The 16,644-nt window shown below is 70.3% G+C and carries 17 protein-coding genes and 1 tRNA gene; 12 read left to right on the forward strand and 6 right to left on the reverse strand.

The window, feature by feature from the left end:
- Window positions 1–62 precede the first annotated feature (62 nt).
- Window positions 63–152: transfer RNA gene (locus AMIS_RS38795), tRNA-Ser, on the reverse strand.
- A 115-nt stretch (window positions 153–267) separates the two neighbouring features.
- Between AMIS_RS38795 and deoD the strand changes: the two genes are divergently transcribed.
- Window positions 268–981, forward strand: a complete 714-nt coding sequence (gene deoD, locus AMIS_RS38800; protein ID WP_014447962.1) for a purine-nucleoside phosphorylase — start codon at window positions 268–270, stop codon at window positions 979–981.
- 26 nt (window positions 982–1,007) lie between these two features.
- Here the strand turns inward: deoD and tadA are convergent, their stop codons facing one another.
- From tadA to AMIS_RS38815, 4 genes are all read right to left on the reverse strand, one after another.
- A complete protein-coding gene (gene tadA / locus AMIS_RS38805; RefSeq protein WP_014447963.1) occupies window positions 1,008–1,490 on the reverse strand; it encodes a tRNA adenosine(34) deaminase TadA in 483 nt (160 codons plus the stop codon).
- A complete protein-coding gene (locus tag AMIS_RS38810) occupies window positions 1,487–1,996 on the reverse strand; it encodes a tRNA adenosine deaminase-associated protein (RefSeq protein WP_014447964.1) in 510 nt (169 codons plus the stop codon). The genes tadA and AMIS_RS38810 overlap by 4 nt, the downstream gene beginning before the upstream one ends.
- Window positions 1,997–2,085: 89 nt before the next feature.
- Window positions 2,086–2,253: a hypothetical protein gene (locus tag AMIS_RS43555; RefSeq protein ID WP_172666650.1), complete on the reverse strand. Its 168-nt coding sequence runs from the start codon at window positions 2,251–2,253 to the stop codon at window positions 2,086–2,088.
- 114 nt (window positions 2,254–2,367) lie between these two features.
- A complete protein-coding gene (locus AMIS_RS38815; protein ID WP_014447965.1) occupies window positions 2,368–2,751 on the reverse strand; it encodes a hypothetical protein in 384 nt (127 codons plus the stop codon).
- 101 nt (window positions 2,752–2,852) lie between these two features.
- Here AMIS_RS38815 and AMIS_RS38820 point away from each other — a divergent pair, with 101 nt between their 5' ends.
- Genes AMIS_RS38820 through AMIS_RS38830 form a run of 3 tightly spaced genes read left to right on the forward strand, consistent with a single transcriptional unit; the run spans window position 2,853 to window position 5,166 of the window.
- On the forward strand, window positions 2,853–3,611 hold the full coding sequence (locus AMIS_RS38820; RefSeq protein ID WP_014447966.1) for a M23 family metallopeptidase: 759 nt from the start codon (window positions 2,853–2,855) through the stop codon (window positions 3,609–3,611).
- Complete coding sequence (locus AMIS_RS38825) at window positions 3,608–4,552, forward strand: prephenate dehydrogenase (RefSeq protein WP_014447967.1); 945 nt, start codon at window positions 3,608–3,610, stop codon at window positions 4,550–4,552. The genes AMIS_RS38820 and AMIS_RS38825 overlap by 4 nt, the downstream gene beginning before the upstream one ends.
- A 41-nt stretch (window positions 4,553–4,593) precedes the next feature.
- The gene (locus tag AMIS_RS38830; protein WP_014447968.1) at window positions 4,594–5,166 is read left to right on the forward strand and encodes a DinB family protein; all 573 of its coding nucleotides are present in this window, start codon (window positions 4,594–4,596) and stop codon (window positions 5,164–5,166) included.
- On the opposite strand, the gene mtnA is transcribed toward AMIS_RS38830, so the two are convergent.
- Window positions 5,163–6,125: an S-methyl-5-thioribose-1-phosphate isomerase gene (gene mtnA / locus AMIS_RS38835; RefSeq protein WP_014447969.1), complete on the reverse strand. Its 963-nt coding sequence runs from the start codon at window positions 6,123–6,125 to the stop codon at window positions 5,163–5,165. The genes AMIS_RS38830 and mtnA overlap by 4 nt on opposite strands.
- A gap of 32 nt (window positions 6,126–6,157) precedes the next feature.
- On the opposite strand from mtnA, the gene AMIS_RS38840 reads away from it, so the two are divergent.
- The 8 genes from AMIS_RS38840 to AMIS_RS43560 all read left to right on the forward strand — a co-directional run bounded on the left by AMIS_RS38840 (window position 6,158) and on the right by AMIS_RS43560 (window position 16,456).
- Entirely contained in the window at window positions 6,158–7,216 is a 1,059-nt protein-coding gene (locus tag AMIS_RS38840) for a PHP domain-containing protein (RefSeq protein ID WP_014447970.1), read from the forward strand.
- A gap of 19 nt (window positions 7,217–7,235) precedes the next feature.
- Window positions 7,236–8,906: a DUF885 domain-containing protein gene (locus AMIS_RS38845; protein ID WP_014447971.1), complete on the forward strand. Its 1,671-nt coding sequence runs from the start codon at window positions 7,236–7,238 to the stop codon at window positions 8,904–8,906.
- A 496-nt stretch (window positions 8,907–9,402) separates the two neighbouring features.
- Window positions 9,403–10,509, forward strand: coding sequence for a hypothetical protein (locus AMIS_RS38850; RefSeq protein WP_231859177.1), 1,107 nt, complete (start codon window positions 9,403–9,405; stop codon window positions 10,507–10,509).
- Entirely contained in the window at window positions 10,496–13,804 is a 3,309-nt protein-coding gene (locus AMIS_RS44805) for a HAMP domain-containing sensor histidine kinase (protein WP_014447973.1), read from the forward strand. Before AMIS_RS38850 ends, AMIS_RS44805 begins: the two co-directional genes overlap by 14 nt.
- Window positions 13,801–14,247 carry a roadblock/LC7 domain-containing protein gene (locus tag AMIS_RS38860; RefSeq protein ID WP_014447974.1) on the forward strand — a complete coding sequence of 149 codons (447 nt, stop codon included), beginning with the start codon at window positions 13,801–13,803 and terminating at the stop codon, window positions 14,245–14,247. Before AMIS_RS44805 ends, AMIS_RS38860 begins: the two co-directional genes overlap by 4 nt.
- Complete coding sequence (locus AMIS_RS38865; protein WP_014447975.1) at window positions 14,244–14,705, forward strand: DUF742 domain-containing protein; 462 nt, start codon at window positions 14,244–14,246, stop codon at window positions 14,703–14,705. Before AMIS_RS38860 ends, AMIS_RS38865 begins: the two co-directional genes overlap by 4 nt.
- Entirely contained in the window at window positions 14,683–15,312 is a 630-nt protein-coding gene (locus AMIS_RS38870) for a GTP-binding protein (protein ID WP_014447976.1), read from the forward strand. Before AMIS_RS38865 ends, AMIS_RS38870 begins: the two co-directional genes overlap by 23 nt.
- A gap of 91 nt (window positions 15,313–15,403) precedes the next feature.
- Window positions 15,404–16,456: a hypothetical protein gene (locus tag AMIS_RS43560; protein ID WP_041830342.1), complete on the forward strand. Its 1,053-nt coding sequence runs from the start codon at window positions 15,404–15,406 to the stop codon at window positions 16,454–16,456.
- Window positions 16,457–16,644: the final 188 nt, after the last annotated feature.

The raw sequence follows: 16,644 nt of genomic DNA on the forward strand, positions 1-16,644 counted from the left end.
AGCGTAACAGATCGGCGAAGAAAAACAGAGAGCCCGGTCCGTGTCGGACCGGGCTCCTCCGTTGGCGGTGGCGGCGGGATTTGAACCCGCGGAGGGCGTAAACCCTCACACGCTTTCGAGGCGTGCTCCTTAGGCCACTCGGACACACCACCGGGAAGTACTTTACGGGACGCATGAAGGAGCTTGAAGCCGGGTCACCCATAACCCTGCGGCACCGCGCTGAACTGGCAAGATCGACGCTATGGACAAGCGAATCGGAGAGACCTCATGAGCGTGCACATCGGCGGCAAGCCGGGCGACATCGCCGAGCGGGTGCTGCTGCCCGGCGACCCGATGCGGGCCAAGTGGATCGCCGAGACGTTCCTGGAGGACGCGGTCTGTTACACCCAGGTCCGCGGGATGCTCGGCTTCACGGGCACCTGGAAGGGCGAACGCGTCTCGGTGCAGGGCTCCGGCATGGGCATGCCGTCGGCCTCGATCTACACCCACGAGCTGATCAACGAGTACGGCGTGAAGTCCGTGATCCGGATCGGCTCCTGCGGCGCCCTCGCCGACGACCTGAACCTCGGTGACGTGATCGCCGCGATCGGCTCGTCGACCGACTCCAACATGAACCGGTACCGCTTCGAGGGCGTCGTCGACTACGCGCCGGTGGCGGACTTCGGACTGCTGCGCACCGCCGTGGAGAAGGGCGAAGCGGCGGGCATCCCGATCCGGGTCGGTCAGATCCTGGCCGCCGACACCTTCTACAACGACCGCCCGGATATCACCGACCGGCTCGCCGACTACGGCATCCTCGCGGTCGAGATGGAGTCCGCCGCGATCTACACGATCGCCGCCCGCTACAAGGCGAAGGCGCTGACCATCCTCACCGTCAGCGACCACATCAAGCGCGGCGAGGCGATGGACTCCGCACAGCGCGAGCAGGGCTTCAGCAACATGGTCAAAATCGGTCTCGACACGGCCATCGCGGGCGCTTAGGCGCCGGCTGGGCGGCCGGTCACCCTTCACCCTCCGAGGGTACGGTCACCGGCCGCCCCTTCCGACCGGAAGAACTCGCGCAGCAGGGCGGCGCACTCGTCCTCCAGCACACCCGAGTACACCTCGGGACGATGGTTGAGCCGCCGGTCCCGGACCACGTCCCAGAGCGAGCCGACCGCGCCGGTCTTCGGCTCCCAGGCGCCGAAGACCACCGTCCCCACCCGGGCCAGCACCAGCGCGCCTGCGCACATGGTGCACGGCTCCAACGTCACCACCAGGGCGCAGCCGTCCAGCCGCCAGGAGCCGAGCCGAGCCGCAGCCTGCCGCAGCACCAGCACCTCGGCGTGTGCGGTCGGGTCGCCGGAGAGCTCCCGTTCGTTGCCGGCCGCCGCCAGTTCGGTCCCGTCCGGGCCGAGCAGCACCGCCCCGACCGGCACGTCCGCCGGGGAGGCGGACGCGACGGCGAGCGCGCGCCGCATCCACTCCTCGTGCTGTGCGCGACGGTTCACGCCTCGCGCAACTCCTCCATCTCGTCACCGCACCCGATCTTCTGACAGATCTCCGCGGTCACGTCGGACGGCAGCATCCCCTCCATGCCGCAGAGCGCCAGCAGCCGCTGCGCGTTCACGCCCAGGTCACCGAGCAGCTCCGCGTCACCGATCGGGTCGGCGTCCGGCTCCGCCGCCGGCCGCTCCTCGTCGTCGTCGCGGGCGGCCAGGTCGTCCAGCCCGAGCGCGGGCGTCTCCACCTCGCCGAGCAGCACCGATCCGATCCGGGACTCCTCGGCGAAAGCCGAGTCGGATGCGAAGACCCGCAGGTCCTCACCCTCGTCCAGGCGCAGGATCGCGAGGTACTCGTCGTCGCTCTCGACGAACAGCAGCGCGAGGTCGGCGTCCGGCTCCGCATCGCGCAGCGCATCCACCACCTCGTCAATGTCGGCCAGGCCCGAAAGGTCCAGCTCCGACGCCGTCCACCCGCTCTTCGTCCGGCTGACGGCGGCAGCGAAAATCGACACGATTCCCCCAACGCGGTTCTTATCCTCAGCGCCTGACGGTAGCGGGTAGTACGGCGGGCGCATCGCGCCACGCCTTGCACGTGACGAAGTCAGTTCGCGGGACGACGGCGCGTCGCGATCAGCTCACGCAACCGCACGCCACGCATCCGCTGTGACGGGTCGGACTCACGGACCGATTTCGCCTGCGCGAGAGCCGCCAGCAGCTCCTGACGGCGACGGCAGCGCTCGGGGTCGAGCCGTTCTGGCGAGGGGGCCATGCAGCCGAGAGTGCCCAGCCGGAAGGCATTCGTCAAGGGTCGATGGACAGTTCGGCAGACCCGCTTCCGAGCGCGACGAGAAGGGCACGAAAGGTGGTCGTCAAAGGCCGCTTTTCACCACAGCGGCCAGTCGTTCGTACCGATCCATCGCAGCGTCACGAACGTCATCGCGATGGACAGGCCGAGGCCGCTCGCCACCGACACGCCGACCGCCACTCCGCGGTCACCGATCGCGGTCAGCAGCAGCGCCACGAGCCAGGCGCTGACCGCCGCGCCGATCGTCCACCAGGCGTACGACATGAGGCCGCGCCCGAGGCTGCCGAAGATGATCAGCCAGACCGCCGCGGCGGCCAGACCGCTGAGCACGCCACCGGCCGAGATGGGGTGCGGCTCGCGGTAGACCGGGCGGGGCGGCGTCGACGCGAACTGCCGGTCCGGGGGCGGGAGGTATCCGGGCGGCGGCGCGGACGCGGCCCAGATGCTCTGCCGGTCAGCCATTCCGGTTCCCCTCTCCGTGTCCCCCTGTCGCCGGGGCCTGACATCTGCAGCGTAGTCAGCACGACTCGGCAGTGGCCTCCCGCTTCTGTCAGGATGGCCCGGTGCGCTTCCTCCGTACCCTCTCCGGTCTGACCCTGACGGCCGCCTGCCTGGCCGGATGCGGCGGCGCAGCCGGCGCGGGGTCACCCGCGGCGACGCCGCACTTCGTGGAGCCCGCCTCGGCAGCCGCCCCGGCCGCGGCGAGCGCTCCGACCGCGGGAACGCCCGCCGAGAGCCCGGCCACCGCCGCGAGCCCGGCCACCGAGGGCGGCGCCGCCGCGACGAGCGCGAGCGCGGCGCCGAAGGCGGGGAAGGTGAAGTACGTCTTCCCGGTCGACGCGTCGAACGTCGACTTCCACACCACGCACTCGAAATACCCGGCGACCGACCTCTTCGTCGACTGCGGCGAGCGGTTCGTCGCCACGACCAGCGGCGTCGTCCTGGAGATCAGCCTCTCCGACAAGTACGTGAAGGGCAGGCCGGACGGTCCGAACAACGGCGGCCTGTCGGTGTCGCTCCTCGGTGACGACGGGGTGCGCTACTACGGCTCGCACCTGAGCAAGGTGCAGTCCGGCATCGAGGCGGGTGTCCGGGTCGAGGCCGGGCAGCTGCTCGGCCGGACCGGCAAGACCGGCAACGCCAACAACGTGTGCCACGTGCACTACGGCATCTCCCCGCCGTGCGCCGAGACCGGTGACTGGAAGGTGCGGCGCGGCGTGATCTGGCCGGCGACCTTCCTCACGTCGTGGCGCAAGGGCGGGCAGAAGAGCCCGGTCGCGACGGTCGAGGCGTGGGAGAAGAAGAACGGCTGCAAGGCGTGAGGGTCGCGGTCGTCGGGCTCGGCCTGATCGGTGGCTCGCTGCTCCGGGCGCTTGCCGCGGCCGGCCACGAGGTGACCGGTTTCGACGCCGACCCGGCAACTCGCGAGGCAGCCCGCACGGAAGGTTTCCGGATCGCCGACTCGGTGGCCGAGGTTGTGGCCGGCTCGGAGCTGACTGCTCTGGCCGTACCCCTGACGGTGTTGCCGGAAGTGATTCCGCAGCTTGCCGGGTACGACGGCCTGGTGACCGACGTGACCTCGGTGAAAGGTCCCGTCCGTGACCTGTTGAAGGACCGCCGTTTCGTGGGCGGGCACCCGATGGCCGGCCGGGAGACGTCCGGCTTCGCCGCGTCCGAGAAGGATCTCTTCGACGGGTGCGCGTGGGTGCTCTGCCTGGAGCCGCACGAGACCGATCTGAGCCACTGGCTGACGCTGGCCCGGCTGTTCACCGGGATGGGCGCGCGCGTGGTCCCGGTGACCGCCGCCGAGCACGACACCGCGGCCGCCCAGATCAGCCATGTGCCGCATCTGTTCGCCGCCGCGCTTGCCGAGCAGATCGTGGAGAACCCGCTGGCCGGCGCCCTGGGAGCGGGATCGTTCCGGGACGGCACCCGGGTGGCCGCGACCCGGCCCGAGCTCACCGCGGCGATGTGCGGCGGCAATCGGGGCGCGGTGCGGCGGGAACTGCACCGCCTGATCGGTGTCCTGGAGGAGATGTCCGAGGCCCTGGAGGCGGAGGATCCGGTCGCCGCGCTGACTCCGCGTCTCCGGATGGGTGCGCAGGCTCGGCGTGCCTGGCCGGCCACGCCCGGTCAGGCCACCAGGGTCCCCGCCGAGGTGCAAGCGCTTCTGGATCTCGGACGGTCCGGCGGATGGGTGACGTCGGTAGGCGACACCGACGTTGTCGCATTGCGGCCAGAAAGTGACCGCAAGCCTTCCTAGGGTGAGAGGTGTCCATGAGGCGCCATACCCGAGGAGTCGCAATGCCCGGTCAGGTCGGTCCGATCGCCGACGAGCAGGATGGCCTGCTCGCCTACCTCGCCCAGATGCGTTACGTGCTCAAGCTGACCGCTCACGGGCTCACCGAGGAGCAGCTGCGGTCCGCCGCCAGCGCGAGTGAGCTCACCGTCGGCGGTCTGATCAAGCACTGCGCCGCCACCGAGGAGAGCTGGATGACCGTCGTCCGGGGCGAGCCGCAGCCGCTCGACTACGGCGCCTACGCGGCGAACTTCGCGCTGGCCGACGGGGAGACCATCGACGACGTCCTCGCCCGGTACGACGTGATCGCAGCCGCCACCGAGAAGACGGTGAAGGACCTCGCGAACCTCGACCACCCGGTCCCGATCGACCACTCGGTGCCGTGGAACCCGAAGGACGCCGACTTCTGGTCACTGCGCTGGGTGCTGCTGCACCTGATCCAGGAGACCGCGCGGCACACCGGGCACGCCGACGTCATCCGGGAGAGCGTGGACGGGGCTACGGCGTACCCGCTGATGGCGGCCGCCGAAGGCTGGCCGGAGACCGACTGGATGAAGCCCTGGAAGAAGGAGGCCTAGGGCTTCTCACCCCGGTCCAGGCGGATCACGCGGCGGTCGGTGACGATCGCGGTGACCAGGTCGTGCGGGGTGATGTCGAAGGCCGGGTTCACCGCGTCGCCGAACGCGGTGACCTCGGCCGCGCCGCGGTCCTCGATCTCCACCAGGTCGCCGCTCGGCGTGTCCAGATCGACGGTCGTCTCCGGCGCCACCACCACGAACGGGATGCCGGCCCGCCAGGCGCCGAGCGCGTGTGAATAGGTGCCCACCTTGTTGATCACGTCGCCGTTGGCGCAGATCCGGTCGGCGCCCAGGATCACCGCGTCGATCTCGCCGCGGGCCATCAGGAACGGCCCGGCCGAGTCCACCGCCACTCGGTGCCCGATCCCCCACTGGGTCAGCTCCCAGGAGGTCAGCCGGGCGCCCTGCAGCAGCGGCCGGGTCTCGCTCGCGATCACCCCGCCCAGCCGGCCCCGCCGGTGCAGCTCGCCGACCACCCCGAGCGCGGTGCCGATGGTGACCGCGCAGAGCCCGCCGGTGTTGCAGTGGGTCAGCATCCGCGGCCGCTCGCCGCAGAGCGCGGTGACCAGGTCGGCGCCGAGCATCGCCATCGCCTGCGACGCCGCGATCTCGGAGTCCCGGATCACGCAGGCCTCGGCGAGCACCGCGTCCGGGCCGTAGGGCAGCATCCGGGCGGCGCGTTGCGCTCCGCGGGCCAGGTTCACCGCCGTCGGGCGTGCGGTCTCCACCTTCTGTACGGCCACCGCCAGCGCCACCGGATCGTCGTGGTGGACGCGCGCCGCCAATGCCACGCCGAACGCGCCCGCGACGCCGAGCGCCGGGGCGCCGCGCACCGCCAGCGACTGAATCGCCGCGATCAGCTCGCCCACCGTGTGCAACCGGAGAACACGCAGCTCACCCGGGAGAGCCGTCTGGTCGATGATCTCGACGGCACCGTTCACCCAATCGATCGTCCGCATTCCGCCCACCCTAAGCCTCTAATCTGACTGCCATGGCATCCCGTGATCCGGTCGCCGATCTCCGGCGCATCGCGTTCCTGCTGGAGCGGGCGAACGAGGCGACGTACCGGGTGAAGGCCTTCCGGTCGGCGGCCGCGACCGTCGCGAAGACCCCGCCGGACGAGCTGGCCGAGCGTGCCGCCGCCGGCACCCTGGCGAAACTCGCCGGCGTCGGCGAGGTGACCGCCCGCTGTGTCACCGAGTCGCTCGCCGGTGAGGAGCCGGTCTACCTCCGGCGGCTGGTCAGCACCGAGGGCAACGACCTGCCGGCGGCGGCCACCGCGTTGCGGGAGGCGCTGCGCGGCGACTGTCACGTGCACTCGGACTGGTCCGACGGCGGCTCCCCGATCGAGGAGATGGCGCTGGCCGCCGCCGAGCTGGGCCACGAGTACTTCGTGCTCACCGACCACTCGCCCCGGCTCACCGTGGCCCGCGGCCTGACCGCCGACCGGCTGCGCCGCCAGCTCGACCACGTGGCGAAGCTGAACGAGCTGATGCCGGACGGCTTCCGCATCCTCACCGGCATCGAGGTGGACATCCTGGAGGACGGCTCGCTGGATCAGGAGGACGAGCTGCTGGAGCGGCTCGACGTGGTGGTCGGCTCGGTGCACAGCAAGCTGCGGGACGAGTCGCCCCGGATGACCCGGCGGATGGTGACCGCGCTGGGCAACCCGCACCTGGACATCCTCGGGCACATGACCGGGCGCAAGGTGTCCGCGAAAGGCGAGGGCGACGCCGCGCACCGGACCGCGCGCACCCGGCCGCCGAGCACGTTCGACCTGGAGAAGGTGCTGGCCGCGGCGATCGAGCACGACAAGGCCATCGAGATCAACTCGCGGCCGGACCGGCTCGATCCGCCGAAGCGGATGCTCACCGTGGCGGTCGAGGCGGGCTGCCGGTTCAGCATCGACACCGACGCGCACGCGCCGGGCCAGCTGGACTGGCTGGGGTTCGGCTGCGAGCGGGCGGCGCTCTGCGACGTCCCGCCGGACCGGGTGGTCAACACGTGGACGGCCGACCGCCTGGTGGAGTGGACCCGTTCGCACGCGTGACTCCCGTAGGGTCGGCGGGGTGGGACGAATTGACGAAATCGCCAACCGTTACGTCGATGAGTGGGCCGCGCTCAACCCCACCGGGGCGACCGCGGTCGGCATCTCCGGATATGACGACAAGACCGACGACCTCTCTCCGGAAGGCTTCGCCGCGCAGGCCGAGCTGACCCGACGCGCCATCAACGACCTGGACGTGGTCGACCCCGAGCACGAGTCGGAGGAGGTCGCGAAGGACGCCATGATGGAACGCCTCGGGCTGGAGCTGGCGCGGTACGACGCCGGCTACACCGCCACCGAGGTCAACGTCATCACCAGCGCCCTGCACGGCCTGCGGATGGTCTTCGACATGATGCCGACCGAGGGCGAGGAGGCGGTCGCCAACATCGCGGCCCGGCTGAACGCCATGCCGCGGGCCCTGGACCAGTACCGGCGGACCCTGCTGGAAGGCGCCGCGGCCGGCCAGGTCAGCGCCCGCGCCCAGCTGCTGGCGGTCGCCGAGCAGTGCGTGGCGTGGACCGACCCGAACCGGGACGACTTCTTCCACGGCCTGGCCCGGCGGCTGGAGGCGTCCGGCGCGCTCGCCACCGAGCTGCGCCGGGGCGCGGAGGCCGCGACCGCCGCGACCGCCGACTTCGGCACGTTCCTGATCGACGAGATGGCGCCGCGCGGCCGGGACAAGGAGGCCGCCGGCCCGGAGCGCTACGCGCTCGCCTCTCAGTACTTCCTGGGTGCCAAGGTCGACCAGGAGGAGACGTACCACTGGGGGTTCGCCGAGCTGGACCGGCTGGAGCGGGAGATGCGCGCGGTGGCCGGTGTGATCGCCGGCCGTGGCGCCACGGTGGACGAGGCGGTCGCGCGGCTGGACGCCGACCCGGCCCGCAGCATCGGAACGAAGGAGGAGTTCCGGAACTGGATGCAGGCTCTCTCCGACCGGGCGATCAGCGAGCTGAACGGCACCCACTTCGACATCGAGCCGCCGGCCCGGAAACTGGAGTGCTGCCTCACCCCGACCAGTGACGGCGGCATCTACTACACCGGCCCGAGCGAGGACTTCTCCCGGCCGGGCCGGATGTGGTGGGCCGTGCCGGAGGGGCAGACCTCGTTCTCCACCTGGCGTGAGGTGACCACGGTCTACCACGAGGGCGTTCCCGGCCATCACCTGCAGATGAGCCAGGTGCTGCTCCGGGCGGACTCGCTGAACCGCTGGCAGCGGCTGCTCTGCTGGTGCTCCGGGCACGGCGAGGGCTGGGCCCTGTACGCCGAGCGCCTGATGGACGACCTGGGTTATCTGACCGACCCCGGTGACCGTCTCGGGATGCTCGACGGGCAGGCGCTGCGGGCCGCCCGGGTGATCGTCGACATCGGCATGCACCTGGAGCTGGAGATTCCCCGGGACAACCCGTTCGGCTTCCACCCGGGTGAGCGGTGGACGCCGGAACTGGGCTGGGAGTTCCTCCGGGCGCACACCCGGCAGCCCGAGGACGTCCTGCGGTTCGAGTGGAAGCGCTACCTGGGCTGGCCCGGGCAGGCGCCGTCGTACAAGGTCGGCGAACGGATCTGGTTGCAGGCCCGGGACGAGGCGAAGATCCGCAAAGGCAGTGATTTCAACCTCAAGACCTTCCACCGGGACGCTCTGAACCTCGGCGCCCTCGGCCTCGATCCATTACGAAAAGCACTGGCGAGGATTTAAGTCATTAGGGTCTCTCCGCGCCGAAACCGGGACGGAGAGGCCCACCTTTATGTACACGCATGACTACGCTGCGTGAATTGTTAGCCCAGAGCAATTGGGGCGACACTATGCGTGAACACAACCCGGGGAAGACGTAACAAATCCGAAGTAGAACTCATATTCACGTGCCACCCAGGGTGTGGATACCATCTGCGCGGCGCTCGTCACTCAACTCCCGGGCCCCCGTGGACAGGGCCTTTTCAGTCACGACCCGAGCATGGACGTCCGTACAGGCGAGTCGGCAGCGTCGCGTATCCCCCGATCAGCCGAGACAACTCTGACCCTTGGAAAGGGGTTTTACGAGGTTTTCTCGGATAGATTGACCCAGATCGGTGCGCCCGCATGGCTACTATCCGTAGTCACTTGATGGCCCATCGCGTGTGCATGGCGGAGGACTAAAGCAATGTCAGTCTCGGTGAACAGCCGGCGAGCCCGTTTACGCTCCGCCCTTGCGGTGGTGCTGACGGTTCTCGTCCTGCTGCCTGCCGCAGCCCTGTTCCTGCGGGTTCTGGACGACAACACGGAGCAGCGGGATCGGTTGACGCTGGAAAATCAGGGCGTCGAGTACCTGACGGCGCTCTCGCCGCTGGTCAGCGCGCTGGCGGAGTCCCAGTCGTCGGCGCTGCAGGGCGTCACCGCGGAGCCCGCATCGCTGACCGCCGCGGTGGCCCGCGTGCAGGACGCCGACGCGCGTCTCGGCGAGGCGCTGGACACCTCGGAGCGCTGGGCCGGCCTGAAGGACAAGATCGGCCGCCTGCCGAACGTCAAGGGTGACGCGGCGACGATCTACGAGGCCCACGTCGAGGTCTCCGACCTGACGCTCGCCCTCTACAGCGCGGTCCGGGAGAACTCGACGCTGAACCGCGACGAGGAGAGCGACATCTGGTTCCTCCAGCAGGCCGCGGCCGTCGACATGCCGGAGGCGGTCACCGCCGTGAGCCGGATGGGCGACACCGCGAACCTGGTCGCCGCCGCGAAGGCGAAGCAGAAGGCCGCGCTGAACGTCAAGTTCGGCTACGAGGTCCTCTCCGTCCAGAACGCCGGTGACGAGCTCACCGACAACCTGCAGGCCGCGGTGGAGGACACCGAGAGCGCGACGCTCGCCGGCAACCTGGTCTCCAACCTGAACTCGTTCAAGCGTGGCATCGAGGACGCCAACCGTGGCGCCAACTTCGGTGGCTCGCCGAACGTCTCCGCCATGGTGACCGCCCAGAGCACCCTGCAGACCGCGCTCAACGCGCTCTCCGGTGTCGTGCTCAAGGAGATGAAGACGCTGATCGACGACCGCATCGACGCGCTGAACTACCGCCGGGCCGAGGCCTGGGGTCTGCTCGCCGTCGCCGTCGCGCTGATCGTCGTCGCCACCTTCTGGACCCGGGCCCGGGCCCGCCAGGTCACCGACTCGATCAACGACGGGCCGAGCCGCGACGTCTCCGTCCAGGGCGACGCCGGTGCGAACCCGTACAGCGGCCCGAACCCGTACGACCAGGCGCCCAACTACGGCGAGATCCCCAACTACGGCGACAACGCTACGCGGCGGGAGCGTTCCGGTGCTCTTCGGTAGGTTCCGCATCCTGGGCAAACTTGCCCTGCTGGTGCTCGTTCCGCTGCTCGGGGTCGTCGGCCTCAGCATCCCGGTCATCTACGAGCGAGTCGATGCGGCACGCATCGCCCAGAACACGTCCGACACCGTCCTGCTGGCCACCGAGGTCAGCTCCACGCTGATCGAGATCCAGGAGGACCGGCTGCTCGCGGTCGGCTACCTCCTCGGCGTGGTCGATCGCCCGACCTTCGTGGTGCAGAGCAGCGAGGCCGTCGAGTCGCTGGCCAAGCTGGCCGACGCCGAGAACCTGCCGCAGGACCTGCGCCGCACCATCGCGAGCGCCGCGAAACTGAACGTGACCCGGCAGAACGTCCTCAACAACGCGGTCACCAGCGTGGCCGCGGTCGTGGAGGACTACAACGAGGTCATCACCCCGCTGATCGACGGCCTCGGGCTGACGTCCAACGCCGACCTCACCACCGGCGTCGGCCGGCAGGTCTACGCGCTCGAGCGCGCCATGCGCTCCGACGACCTGATCGGTCAGGCGTCCTGCTACCTGGCCGCCGCGGTGGTCTTCGGCAAAGATCCGCAGGCCGCGAGCCTGCTGCTGAGCGCGTTCAGCTCGACGTTCAGCCAGATCGAGTCGATCATCACGACCTCGAAGGTCTACTTCACCGACGCGCAGTACAAGCTGTACATCAACACCCAGGACGCGTTCCGGTCCCGTGTGGGCGACGAGTTCCAGACGGCGCTCACCACGAACCCGACGCAGGCCCTCCGGGACCTCGACGTCAAGACGCTGTTCCCCTCGCTGCAGTCGGTCACCGTCCTCGGTAGCTTCGTCGAGAAGCGCGTGGCCAAGGACGTGGACATCATCACCACCGACAACCGGGAAAGCGCCATCCGGCAGGCGGTCCTCATCGGTGGTGGCTCGTTCCTGCTACTCATCCTGGTTATCACGCTGAGCATCTTCATGGCCCGCGCGGTCGCCCGGCCGCTGCGCCGCCTGACCGTCTCCGCCGACCGGATCGCCCGCGCGGCCGAGTCCGAGCTGGAGCGCGTGGCTGACGACGAGGGTGAGGCCCAGGTCCGCCCGATCCGGCTCGACGCGGTCGACGTGGAGGCCCGGGACGAGATCGGTGACCTGGCCCGCGCGTTCGACCGGGTGCAGACCACCGCGGCCCGGCTGGTGGAACGCCAGGTGGTCGGCCGCCGCAACACCGCGCAGATGTTCGGCCACGTCGGCCGGCGTACCCAGAACCTGGTCGGCCGTCAGCTCTCCCTGATCGACTCCCTGGAGCGCAAGGAGACCGACAGCGACCGCCTGCGCGACCTCTACCGCCTGGACCACATGTCCAGCCGTCTGCGCCGGAACGCGTCCGCGCTGGTCGTGCTCTCCGGTGGCGCCGGCGCGAACGAGCACATGGCACCCCTGCCGCTGCAGGACGTGGTCCGTCTCGCCCTCGGTGAGATCGAGGACTACACCCGTGTCGAGGTCGACGTCCCGGAGGACATCGTCGTGGCGCCGGCCGTCCTGGCCGACCTGACGCTGCTCCTCGCCGAGCTGCTGGAGAACTCCACCTCGTTCTCCCCGCCGCACACCACCGTCACCGTCTCCGCCGAGGAGCTGCGGGGCGGCGCCCGTCTCGCGATCATCGACCACGGCCTGGGCCTCGCGCCCGAGCGTCTGGCCGAGGAGAACGCGCGACTGACCCGCCGTGAGCGTCTCGACCTGGCGCCCACCGAGGTTCTCGGCCTCTTCGTGGTCGGCCGCCTGGCCCGCCGGCACGGCATCGAGGTCACGCTGACCGACACCCCGGACGGCGGTCTGACCGCCTGGGTCGACCTCAACCCGTCGCACCTGATCTCCCGGGTGGAGAACCTGAGCGCGGCGCCGGCTGCGGCGTTCCCCGCGCCGGCCGCGCCGCCGCAGATCCAGGCGCCCGAGGTTCCGGCCGTCCCCGCGGCCGCTGCCTGGTCCGGCGCGCTGCGCGGCAACACGACCGAGGTCGCGATCGCCAGCGCCGGTGTCCGGCAGGTGCCGGGCAGCGCCCAGCCGTTCGACCCGAACGTCCTGACCCGGGCCACGCAGACGCTCGAGACCGGCCACTCGTGGAACGCGTTCGCGCCGCAGCCGGTCTCCCCGGCCGTCGACGACAACGCGCCGGTCTACGACGCCGAGCCGATCTACTCGCCCGGTGTCGCGTACCAGGAGCCGTCCGCCCCGATCTACTCGGAGCCGGTCCCGTCGTACGACATGGGCATCCCGGTCGCCGGCCGGGGCCCGGCCGCGCTGCCGGAACTGCCGTCCGCGCCGACCGCCGGCACCTCCTGGAACACCGAATCCCCGGTCCAGGCGAGCTGGAACGAGGCCGGCCACGGCGAGACCTCGTTCAGCCGCAACGAAGCACAACCGGCGTGGAGCTCCCCCGCTCCCGCCGTGGAGGCCCCGATGGCTTCTGCCATTCCGCCGGAGGCCCCCCAGCTTCCGCAGCAGCGCACCGCGGACAACTTCGGGCACGCTCCGGCGGGGCACACTCCGGCTGGCCACATCCCGGCCAACCCGGAGCCGATCGCGCCGTCCGCGCCGTCCGGCCGTAACGGCAACTCCGCGCCGCTGCGCCGCCGGGTTCCCGGCAGCCAGCTCCCGGTCGAGACCGGCCCGCAGCAGCACGCTGCCGCGCCCTCTCAGGACGACGCCCTCGCCGCTCGTGCCGCCTTCGACGCGTTCGAGGCGGGCGTCAGCCGGGCCGAGTTCGACGCCGGCGACACGAGCGTCTCGATGCCGGCGCCGCAGATCAACCAGCCGGAGTGGAACACCCCTGCTCCGCAGGCTCAGTGGAACAACCCGGTTCCGCAGACCGAGTGGAACGCTCCGGCCCCCCAGGCCGAGTGGAACACCCCGGCTCCGCAGGCCGAGTGGAACACCCCGGCTCCGCAGGCCGAGTGGAACACCCCGGCTCCGCAGGCCGAGTGGAACACCCCGGCTCCGCAGGCCGAGTGGAACACTCCTGCCCCGCAGGCCGGTCAGCCGGAATGGAACACCCCGGCCCCGGCCGCCAGCAGCCCGGCGTGGAACGTTCCGGTGGCGGAGCCCGCACCGCCGGCGCCGCCGACCACGCCCGGCAGCATGCCCCTGACTCGTCGTGTACCCGGCGCCACCTTGCCGAGTGACGAGCCGCACCGTCCGACCCCGCCCCCGGCCCCGGCCCAGTTGGACCCGGACGCCGCGCGGGCTCTGATGGATCAGTTCGAGTACGGCGTCGCACTCGCGCTGAATGAAAGCCAGCCACAACACGAGGGACAACCGCGATGACTTCCCCTTATGCTGCCGCACAAAGCCAGCTCAGCGCTGAAGCCAAGACCTTCAACTGGCTGCTGGACTCCTTCACCTCCGGTACAGCGGGTGTGATCGAGGCCATCGCGGTCTCCTCGGACGGCCTGCTGATGGCCATGTCCGCGATCAAGGACCGGCCGAACGCCGAGCGCCTCGCGGCCGTGGTGTCCGGCCTGACCAGCCTCGCCGGCGGCGCCGCGAGCTGGTACCGGCTGGGCGCCTTGAACCGGGTCATCATCGACATGGCCGACGGGTACCTGCTTGTCACCGCGATCAGCGCCGGCTCGGTGCTCGGCGTGATCGCCGACCGCAGCGCGAACCTGGGCACCCTCGCGTACGAGATGACGCTCTTCGCCACCCGCGCGGGTGGCGCGCTCAGCCCCCGCCTCATCGCCGAGCTCAAGAACGCCGTCCAGCAATGACCTACCCGGACCCCGACGACGCAGTTCCACCGGCGCGGCCCGGGATCCGGCCTTTCCTGCAATCCGGTCCGCAGCACTCGACCGGCGGCTACACCCCCACCGGGGAGCACCCGCCGGTCGAGACGTCGACCAATGCTCTGCGCCCGTTCGTCATCACGTCCGGGCGGACCGATGGAGGAGACCCCGACATCGGTATGGAAACTCAGGTGACGTTGGTGCCCGGCGCGCCACCGTCGCGGCTATCCCCGGAAACCAGGGCGATCGTGGCTCTCTGCGAAGACAGCCCGATCTCGGTCGCTGAGATCTCCGCTCGGCTGCGCCTGCACCTGGGCGTGACCCGAATCCTCGTCGGTGACCTGCGGGCCACCGGCCAACTGGACGTCCATGTCCTGGAAAACGACACACCTGACCCCGAGACCATCATGCGAGTGATCCGTGGACTTCGATCCATCAGCTAACCGCGTCGTCGGTACCGCGCGCATACCCGGCGCACCCGCGCCCAAGAAGGCGCCGGTCCCGGTAAAGATCATCGTGGCCGGCGGCTTCGGTGTCGGTAAGACCACGACGGTAGGCGCCATCTCAGAGATCTCGCCGCTGACCACCGAGGCCGAGATGACCTCGGAGTCCGTTGGTATCGACGACCCCGGTCAGGCGACGATGAAGACGGGCACGACCGTCGCGATGGACTTCGGCGTTCTGACCATCGACCAGACGCTCAAGCTCTACATCTTCGGCACCCCGGGCCAGACCCGTTTCGCCTTCATGTGGGACGACCTGGTCCGAGGTGCCCTGGGCGCCCTGGTTGTGGTAGATACGAACCGAATAGACGACTGTTATCCGGCTGTCGACTACTTCGAGCGCGCTGGGCTTCCGTTCGTCGTCGGCATCAACACCTTCAACGGGCAGATGGGCTACAGCGTCGACGAGGTGCGCTGGGCGCTGGCGGTCCGCGAGGACGTGCCGGTCATCTCGTTCGACGCCCGTTTCCGGGCGTCGGTGCGGGACGCGCTGCTCGTCGTCCTGGACCAGGCCCTCGATAAGGCGATCCGGATGAAGACGTCGTAGGGTGTGCGCTGGTCGCCCGGGGACAGTTCCCAAACCGGCCCCCGCAGGGGCACAGTTGGGGTACCGGGCGACCGCGTGAGGGATGAGGACGGTGACCGTGCGAGGCGGACTGGACGACGCGCTCGACAAGCTCGCCCGGCGTGACGAGCTGAGGCGCCGCGCCAGCGGTGAGACCCCCGGCACTCCGCCGGCGGTGACCGAGCTGGTCGAGGCGATCGCCGCGGTGATATCCCGCCACCCGGAGCTGGGCGTCACGGTCGGCGTCGAGGGCGCCGGCGATCCGGTGCTTCTCCACTTCGGTTTCGCCGACGGTGTCGTGCAGGTGAGCGCGGACAACACGGTCGCCACCCGGGCCGCCGAGGCCGCGCCGAAACACGCCGACTTCGAGATCGATGTGGACGCCGAGCCGGTTTACGAGGCGACGCCCGCCTATGAGGCGCCTCAGGCTTACGAACCGCCCCCGGCCTACGAAGCGCCCCTGGCTTACGAGGCGCCGCAGCCCTATGAGGAGCCGCAGCCCTATGAGGCTCCCCGGGCCAGCCGCGACGATCAGGACCGCTTCGGCCCGACCGATTTCGATTACGAAGAACCCCCCACGGCCGAGCGCCCGTTCGTGTCCCCGGCGACCCCTTTCGTGGAGCAGTACCCGGAGCCCGTCCCGCACCCCTTCGCGGCGACGCCCCCACCCCCCGTGCCACCACAAACCCCTTTCCAGTACGGGTCCGCGCACGGTTACGGAGAACCACCCCACTCGGCGCCCCCGTTCCAGCCGGAGTCCAGTTACGCGCCCACCCAGGCCGCTCCCGAGCCGGCACAGAGCTCGCCGCAGCCCGCCTTCATCCCCCCGCAGCCGGCGCCCGCTTTCGCCGCACCCCAGCCCGCGCAGCCCCAGCCCGCGCAGCCCCAGCCCGCGCAGCCCCAGCCCGCGCAGCCACAGTTCGCGCAGCCACAGCCCGCGCCGTCGCACTCCGCACAGCACGAGCCGGCCCAGCCGGAGCATGCCGCGCAGCCCGGCTTCCCGCCGCCGCTCGCGAAACCGATCCCGCTGCAGGTGGAACGCCCCGAGGAGACCGAGCAGGCGGCCCGCCGCCTGGCCGCCCTCCTCCGCGACGACCCCACCCTCCTCGACGCCCCGCACGACTGACGCATCACGCTGAGCAATCACGCGATTGCCCTTCGGAGTTAACTCTTTTCCCACCAAAGCGGATGAATCGCGCCCGCTTTCGACCGTCCGGCGCCACCTGGGATGTCTGGGATGGACCTTTCGGACGGCTTCCGCCGCCGTTCCGCTCGCGGCCCTTGAGTCACGCTCCGTAGCTACTTAATGTCCTA

Source organism: Actinoplanes missouriensis 431 (assembly GCF_000284295.1).
In the GTDB taxonomy this organism is placed as follows: domain Bacteria; phylum Actinomycetota; class Actinomycetes; order Mycobacteriales; family Micromonosporaceae; genus Actinoplanes; species Actinoplanes missouriensis.